The organism is Deltaproteobacteria bacterium (assembly GCA_016874735.1).
GTDB lineage: Bacteria > Bdellovibrionota_B > Oligoflexia > Oligoflexales > CAIYRB01 > CAIYRB01.
In genome coordinates, this window is sequence record VGTI01000102.1 from 1 (window position 1) to 7,495 (window position 7,495).

At 55.0% G+C, this 7,495-nt stretch carries 8 protein-coding genes; 4 read left to right on the plus strand and 4 right to left on the minus strand.

Annotated features, from left to right (window positions below):
- Positions 1-95 precede the first annotated feature (95 nt).
- The 4 genes from FJ146_18735 (at position 96) to FJ146_18750 (ending at position 2,848) form a co-directional block, all read left to right on the plus strand.
- Positions 96-377 carry a hypothetical protein gene (locus tag FJ146_18735; protein MBM4254008.1) on the plus strand — a complete coding sequence of 94 codons (282 nt, stop codon included), beginning with the start codon at positions 96-98 and terminating at the stop codon, positions 375-377.
- 149 nt (positions 378-526) lie between these two features.
- Positions 527-1,456: a dTDP-4-dehydrorhamnose reductase gene (gene rfbD / locus FJ146_18740; protein MBM4254009.1), complete on the plus strand. Its 930-nt coding sequence runs from the start codon at positions 527-529 to the stop codon at positions 1,454-1,456.
- Between the two features lie 124 nt (positions 1,457-1,580).
- Positions 1,581-2,300, plus strand: a complete 720-nt coding sequence (locus tag FJ146_18745) for a hypothetical protein (protein MBM4254010.1) — start codon at positions 1,581-1,583, stop codon at positions 2,298-2,300.
- A gap of 158 nt (positions 2,301-2,458) precedes the next feature.
- Complete coding sequence (locus FJ146_18750; GenBank protein ID MBM4254011.1) at positions 2,459-2,848, plus strand: hypothetical protein; 390 nt, start codon at positions 2,459-2,461, stop codon at positions 2,846-2,848.
- Between the two features lie 382 nt (positions 2,849-3,230).
- On the opposite strand, the gene FJ146_18755 is transcribed toward FJ146_18750, so the two are convergent.
- The 4 genes from FJ146_18755 to FJ146_18770 all read right to left on the minus strand — a co-directional run bounded on the left by FJ146_18755 (position 3,231) and on the right by FJ146_18770 (position 7,464).
- The gene (locus FJ146_18755; GenBank protein ID MBM4254012.1) at positions 3,231-4,742 is read right to left on the minus strand and encodes a hypothetical protein; all 1,512 of its coding nucleotides are present in this window, start codon (positions 4,740-4,742) and stop codon (positions 3,231-3,233) included.
- A gap of 10 nt (positions 4,743-4,752) precedes the next feature.
- Positions 4,753-5,814, minus strand: coding sequence for a dTDP-glucose 4,6-dehydratase (gene rfbB / locus FJ146_18760; protein MBM4254013.1), 1,062 nt, complete (start codon positions 5,812-5,814; stop codon positions 4,753-4,755).
- Positions 5,815-5,913: 99 nt separating this feature from the next.
- Complete coding sequence (locus tag FJ146_18765) at positions 5,914-6,432, minus strand: hypothetical protein (protein ID MBM4254014.1); 519 nt, start codon at positions 6,430-6,432, stop codon at positions 5,914-5,916.
- A gap of 42 nt (positions 6,433-6,474) precedes the next feature.
- The gene (locus tag FJ146_18770) at positions 6,475-7,464 is read right to left on the minus strand and encodes a trypsin-like peptidase domain-containing protein (protein MBM4254015.1); all 990 of its coding nucleotides are present in this window, start codon (positions 7,462-7,464) and stop codon (positions 6,475-6,477) included.
- Between the last annotated feature and the right edge of the window lie 31 nt (positions 7,465-7,495).

Below are 7,495 nucleotides of genomic sequence, written 5' to 3' on the forward strand. Positions count from 1 at the left end.
GGCAGGAGAGACAACTTTCACCCGATGATGTAACTCTAGGTGCATGGCTCGCGTTTCTGGCCGCTCCCAATAGCCAGATTGTCAAGGAGGCCTGTATGTCCATGCCTGAGCTCAAAGATGCCAAAGACGCACTAGAGGACCTATCTGCCGAGGACGAGGCCCGTGAAATTGCACGCCTCAGAGAAAAAGCCAGGCTTGATATGGACTCCATAATGGCTAATGCCAAGAAAGAGGGCAGGGCGGAGCAAAGCCTATTCTTACTCAAAAAGTTACTGAGTGATGCTGTCACAAGTGCCTTGTCCAATGCGCGCCTCGCAGAACTCACGGGCCTTACTGAGGCAGAGGTGGCTAAGGAAAGGGCGATGAGGTCGAAGTAGGCACACGGGATAAACAGGACCTTATTCCAGGGCCCCCATCAGCACCTATCAAGACCACCACCAAGACAAACGGCAAAAAATAGTGCCCAAATCCACCGGCCTTCCCTAAAATGACCCTCATCAGTAAACTGCCGCACGGGAAGACCACTATGCCTCAGTCCAGTCCATCTATCCTCCTTACAGGTGTCACCGGACAGGTCGGGGGCGAGCTTTATAACTGCCTTCAGCATCTAGGTAAGGTGGTACCTACGGTGGCTAGGGGCGAGCGCTTCGGTGCTCAGGCGCTCGAGATGGACCTCACTGATCCCGATTCCATTAGGCAGGTATGTGCCGCGGTGCGGCCTAGTCTCATCGTCAGTCCCGCCGCCTACACTGCGGTCGACAAGGCGGAGCAAGACGAGGCGACAGCCTTTGCCGTGAATGCCAAGGCTCCTGAAATCTTGGCAGCGTGCGCCAAACAGTATGGCGCAGCGATGGTGCATTATTCGACCGACTATGTTTACCCTGGTGTCGGCACCGAGCCCCACACGGAGCTGAGTCCCGTTGGACCAATCAACGTGTACGGCAAATCCAAGCTCGCCGGTGACGAGGCCATCGTCGCCTCGGGCGTGCCGCATCTAATTCTAAGAACATCGTGGGTCTTTGGCATCCACGGCCACAACTTCGTTAAGACCATGCTCAAGCTCGGCAGTGAGCGCGAGACGCTCAAGATCATCAGCGATCAAATCGGCTCGCCCACCTCGGCAAGGACGCTGGCCGACATTACGGCGATGATGCTTGCCTCCGTGCGCAGTCGTAAGCACGGCTTTGCCCCACTCGCAGATCGTGGCGGCATCTACCACGTGACAAACTCCGGGTTTGCCAGCTGGTACGAGTTTGCCATCGAGATCTTTAGAATCGCCAGGCTTCAAGGCACCGAACTCAAGGTCAAAGACGTCGACGCCATCGCCACCGAGGCCTATCCGACGCCGGCGCGGCGCCCCAAGAATTCGCGGCTATCGCTCGCTAAACTCGCTGATAATTACGGCATCATGCCGGCGACTTGGCAAGAGGCTTTAGCCTTGATGATGAAGCGTTGATGATCTAGCGACCGCGGACATGACGCGCTTATCGCCTCATGTCGTTCGACTTTAGGTTCGCCATCGTCAATCCTGTGCAGCGTCACGAGCACTACCGCTCGGTTCACCGCACAGGACTCTCGCCATGGTTCAACCCCCGTCTCATAGAAATCACGACAACGAGGTTCCACACGCGCCATTTATTGACCTCGTGATGAGCGAGCTCTTTGCTAGGGATCATGGCCAAACCGCGCTCATTGGGTTTTTAGGCGCGGCATTAAAGCCCATTGCACCCATCGTCACCGCAACTGTTTCGATCCCAAAAATCCCGCGCCACCTCTTTAACGAGCGCGGACACGAGTTAGATATTTGTCTGACACTTGCCGACGGTGCCGCGGTTGATGTGAAGTTGCAGGTGGTGCCCACCTCCGACTCACCAAAGCACGCACTTTACCTAGCTTCAAGCTGGTTGACGGCTGCACACAAACTTCGAGGCGCGTCAGCCCAAAGGCGGCGACCTGCGATCGCTATATTTCTCGTCTCGAATGATCTCTTTCCTGAGCGGCCGCATGAGTTCGAGGTGAGCTTTTCGCTACACCAAGATGACGCCGGGCCTGCGGTGCTTGAGGAGCTTGCCGGTCAGGTGCAAATCAAGTTTCTCGAAATCACGAAGGCAAGCCGCCTATGGCTAGCCAAAGCACTGCCACTGGACGACATGATTCTCGGGGCGTGGTTAGGATATTTTGCAGACCCCACGAGCGCAGCTGTGGCTGCGGCCTGTGCCTACCTACCGGAGTTACAGGACGCCAGGGAGATTATGGAGGAGATATCTCGCAGTCAGAGCGCACAAGAGGCTCCACCGTAAATGAGGTTACCTTACTTAGGTGGTGGCTGTAACAGTCCAACACTAAGCATAATAATGCCGCAACATGCAAACTCCTCAAGTCTAACCTGCCGCCCCCTTTCAAGGTGGCTGATCGAATCTCCGATACCAAGTTCAACGCCTGATCTACGGAGCTTGATATGGTTGCTAGGTTTCAAGTGGACCGCACACTCCTTCTCGTTAATCACGATGATTTTCGCCAAAGAGTGGGTCTTATCGAGAACTACTATGAGCTTTCTAAGCTTGGCTTCCCGCTCAATAATTTATCGGGAATTTTCCGACCGGCGGATCTATCCGAGCTCGTTGAGTTCTGTCAGTCAAACGCTCGATATCACATAGTGAGCTACCTAGGTGAAGGTCATTACAAAAATAAACTCGTGCCACATGCCAAATCTTTTGCCCTTGCAAACGGTGATAATGATCCCTCAATAGCACTTAACGACTTGCTTGATCCGGAGCTACCTGTGATCGATGAAGATACGATCAGCGAGGCGCTTGCCGTGCTGGATTACATCAAGAATCGTAGTTAATCTTAGTCTTTCCATTTCGAGATCCCGACCAGCTCTTGTTAACTTCCCATCGTAAAAACGAGACATGCGCTGATACTTGTTAATTAGCTGTGATGATGTCCCAATCCGAAGTAATTCCCAACTAATCAAATATTCACACACAGAATGGGCATCAAAGTGATCCGAATCCGTGTAGCCCGCGCTAAAGCCAGTTAGACTTTTTTCGTCGATTATCCAGGGTTGCAAGATAACTTTGCCTGCGCGCGTCCTACCGAGTCTCTGACTTGGGGCATTCATTTCTGATCCGTCTTGGTCTTGCGGGTATTTCTACCGTTCTTTGACGGAACGAATCATTAAATATCCGCGATTGTTTGTCCAAAGACATATGAAGACATCACAGCCGCTACCTTCCCACCGCCTCATGCACCACACCGCGGTACTGCGCTAAGGGACAAACAGCCACACCCTCAAACACTTTGGCCGCCGGATCCGCGCAGTCTCCTGGCGCGGTAAGCACCACAGCCTCGCTTGCGTGCTCGCTAACGAGGCGATGATAGCGACTGACACGGCTGTGATCGGAACCAGCGAGGATCACCGCCTCGTCGCTGACAAAAGAAATATAGTAGGCATCCCAGTAATTGGCCCAGCCGTAGCGGTAGCCATTTGCCTGTAAAAAAGCCGCCAGCCGCAGGCGGCTATGCTCATGATGCAGCGGATCCTGCAAGTAATCGTGCCAGAGTCGTGCCGTTTGCATGAGATTAGCTCCCGTGAGACTCAATGCTACGGCAGCCACAGCCCATTGGGACTTGGACCGCTCTGGTAAAAGTAGTATCGCCAGGGCGATAACCCCAACAACCGCTGCTGGCAATAGCAGTATGTACCTAGCGAGTACGGATTCATTCTTGGCGATAAACAATAAATAAAGAGCAAGCTGACCACACGCAGCTATGATCAAGTAAAGTGGTAGACTCAAACGACGATCGCCGCTGATTTTTGCGCGCCCTCTAACCAGAGCCACGAGAGTGGTGACACCAATCATCACAGTCAGTGCCACAACTAGAACTGCATTAAGCTCTGCCCAGCCACTGGGGCCGACACTCACAGCGGACGGTAGCTCGATCATGCTTGTCGGTCCGGTACTAAGTCCAAGGAGTAGGGGAGCGAGCGTACCCCATAGATACTTGCCATTCTCAAGGAGCTGGGTGAGCGACACCAGCTTAGGCCTAGGTGTCCCGACACCGACAAATTCCGCGTTAAATTGCCCAAGCCCCACCAGAACGTGATAGCTAGCAAAGGCAATAAGCAATGTCGCGAGCCTGCTACGCCATCGATCACCCAGGGTGAATGATCGCGTCTCAAATACATCGGTACAAATGAGAGCAAGAAAACCCACAAGCACAAACTCGCGCTGAAAATAAGCCGGTGCGAGTAGTAGACCTAAGATCACGGCCCTGTCCCGTAGAGTCCACATCAAAGCTAGATAAAATAGAGGCCAAGGATTGGCACCTATCGTTGCCATCGATAGTGTCGCAAGGGGAATCGCGGGCGCGATCAGAGGCGCTACAGCTAGGACCGCTTGCCAAAGCTTAAGCCCGCTGTCACGTCTAAGGAGTCGCACCAAGATAAACGCCGTCACCATGTTTAGCAGGAGCAGCGGCAATTTGAGGCTAGCGACGGATACGCCGAACACGGCGAAGCTAAGGGCAGCGACCCACGCCTCCACAGCCAGCATGTATTTTTGGCCGTAAAAGGTCCACGGTAGCGACCGCCCCGTGGCAAGGTCCTTACCCATAATCCCAATGATCGCCTGATCGGCATCGAAGTGGGCCACCGGGTACCAAAGGTGGAACCCGTATGAAACCAGCAGCGATAACCCTACTACGATATATAGGAGAGCGGCCGTGCGTGCGCGCATCGCGGCCGACTCAACCTAGACCCAGTCGCTCTAGCTTGTAGCTACCGTCCAACACCCGTTTAACCCAGGGCTGGTTGTCGAGATACCACTGCACCGTCTTTTTAAGACCGGTTTCAAAGGTCTCCTTAGGGCTAAATCCTAGCTCTCGCTTTATCTTGCTAGCATCGATGGCGTAGCGCTTATCGTGGCCAGGACGATCCGCCACAAACTTGATCAGCGCACGGCGACGCCCAATCTTGGCGTCGGGAGCTAGCTCGTCGAGCAGATCGCAAATCGCGTGCACCACATCGAGATTGGTCCGCTCACAGTTGCCACCGATGTTGTAGGTCTCACCGACGCGACCCTTCTTGGCCACCAACACCAGAGCTTCGGCATGATCTTCGACAAAGAGCCAATCCCGGATATTGTCGCCGGTGCCGTAGACGGGCAGATTTTTTCCCGCCAGACCATTGAGGATCATGAGCGGAATCAACTTCTCGGGGAAGTGATACGGCCCGTAGTTATTGGAGCAGTTAGTGACGATGGTCGGCAGACCGTAGGTCTCCTTCCACGCCCGCACCAAATGATCACTCGACGCTTTACTTGCCGAGTAGGGCGAGTTGGGGCTGTAGGGAGTGGTTTCGGTGAAAAGCCCCGTCGCACCCAGCGATCCGTAGACCTCATCGGTCGAGATGTGGTGGAGGCGGAACGCCTTCTTCTTATCCTCACCAAGTTCCTGCCAGTAGGCCCGGGCTGCCTGCAGCATAGTGTAGGTGCCGAAGATATTGGTCTGGATAAACTCCCCCGGGCCATCGATCGAACGATCAACGTGCGACTCTGCAGCCAAGTGCATGACATAGTCCGGCTTATACTTAGCAAAAACCGCCGCTACGCGCGCGCCGTCGCAAATATCGACCTGCTCAAAGGCGTAACGATCTGGGTGTTTTTTGGCCGCTTGGGCTACAGAGTCGAGGTTGCCCGCATACGTCAACTTATCGACATTCACCACGAAGTCGGTCGTGTCGTTAAGTAGTTTACGCACTACCGCAGAGCCGATAAATCCAGCACCACCCGTAACGAGAACTGTAGCCATAGCATGTGATCCTTTGCTGTTACTGGGTAGTTGTACCGGATTTAAAGGCTGTTTTCTAGGACCTCTCGCGCGGGCGCCCCGCGAGGCCCGCAGGACACATCAGTATACGGTCCCTAAAAAGACCGATACTTCCAGCGGTCGTAGCTCCGTCCCGTTAAGCTCTGGCTGCTTACCGTTGATGGTCAACTCCCAACCGGCCATCATGCCGGATATGGGGCCCGAAGGCGTGCGCCGCGCGGCAAAGGAATCATGCCCCATCTTGAAAAAGACCTTGTTACTGATGAAGCCAAAGTCGGTTTTATCCCCCGCCAGATTTGCTCCTATACCCAAGCGGTAGGCCAGCGACAGGGTAGGGCTGATGGGGGTCTCCGTGCCGATATAGGGGCTCATTAAGAGACGCGTGATGGTGTCAGCTCCCTTCATGACATAAGAGCGCCCACCAACGTCCAAACCTGCGACTAAAGTGCTGCCGCTGTCCTCCGTCAGGGCCCCCTCGCCAAAGAGCGACACCCCCGTCGCGGACTGGGTTGTCAGGTAGCCGCCAAATTGGGCCGCCAATGCAGGCACGGGACTCACACTAACCACAATTAAAACCAAGGATCTTATAAATTGTGTCATCGCTAATTCCTCATCTCACAAAATTGTTAGGGTACCGCACGATTACTGACAGCTAATGATCACGGCAGCCAAGTCTGCCACGGCCATACCGCAGGGTACGGAGCAGGCGGCAGCTGCCGCTCCAGCCGTCGCCACACCGGCTGCTGCGAGGCAGGTCCCGCAAAAGCTTGAATCCGTCAGGCCAGCGTTGAGCGCATAGATGCAAGCCAGGTGACGCGGCTCCAGCTTGACGGGTCGCAGCTCTGGCGGCAGCTCTAGCTTGATTTCTGGTAACCGTATTCTTGGTCCCCACTCTTGATCGACCTTGGTATTGCTAGTGTCTTGGTCTGCGAGAGACATTTGCGGCTCCTCCACCGTGAACCTTGTCGCATCCGCAGCGACATTCTGCTGCGTGCTCCCGAGGTGCCCGATATGGACGCCTAAGACGCGCCCATCAGCACTGACCAGCGGTGCGCCCGACATTCCGGGCTCCGTATCACAAAGGTGAGTGATCATGGCGCCAGCCTCCTCACTAGGCTCCCAGGCGCAGGGAGCGCTAGCGAGCAGCTCCTCCCTGTCACCGCTGAAGCCAACCACTTTGACCGTCTCACGCTGAGAGTCGGTGCCAGACATCTGGCTAGGCATCTGATGATTAAAGTTAGTATCCACCCGGAGCACCGCCACATCGTGGACAGGGTCGATCCTGACCACCTCGTTCACGCTAGCTGCCACGCCTGCGGCAGTCTTGAATTGCAGCGCCCCCAGATCAGCTGCAGACGTGCCATCGACGCAGTGAGCTGCCGTGGTGATCTCACGCGCCCCCGTCACAAAGGCCGTACACGAGCCTTCGGTAAACGAAAGGCGCCCAATAACTTGAGCGAGGTTTGTGTCCTGCTCAGCATGCAACTCTGACGCGCCGATCACTGCCTTCACACCGGTGCCTCGCTGTTGCTCGCTGCCACCGCGACACGCCGTCATCAACAACATGCTCGCAGCGACGCTAAACGACACACATGTTTTCCAATCCAAAGCTCGTTTCATAACTAGATTCATAACTAGATTCACTCCTTGTCCCCATTGATTC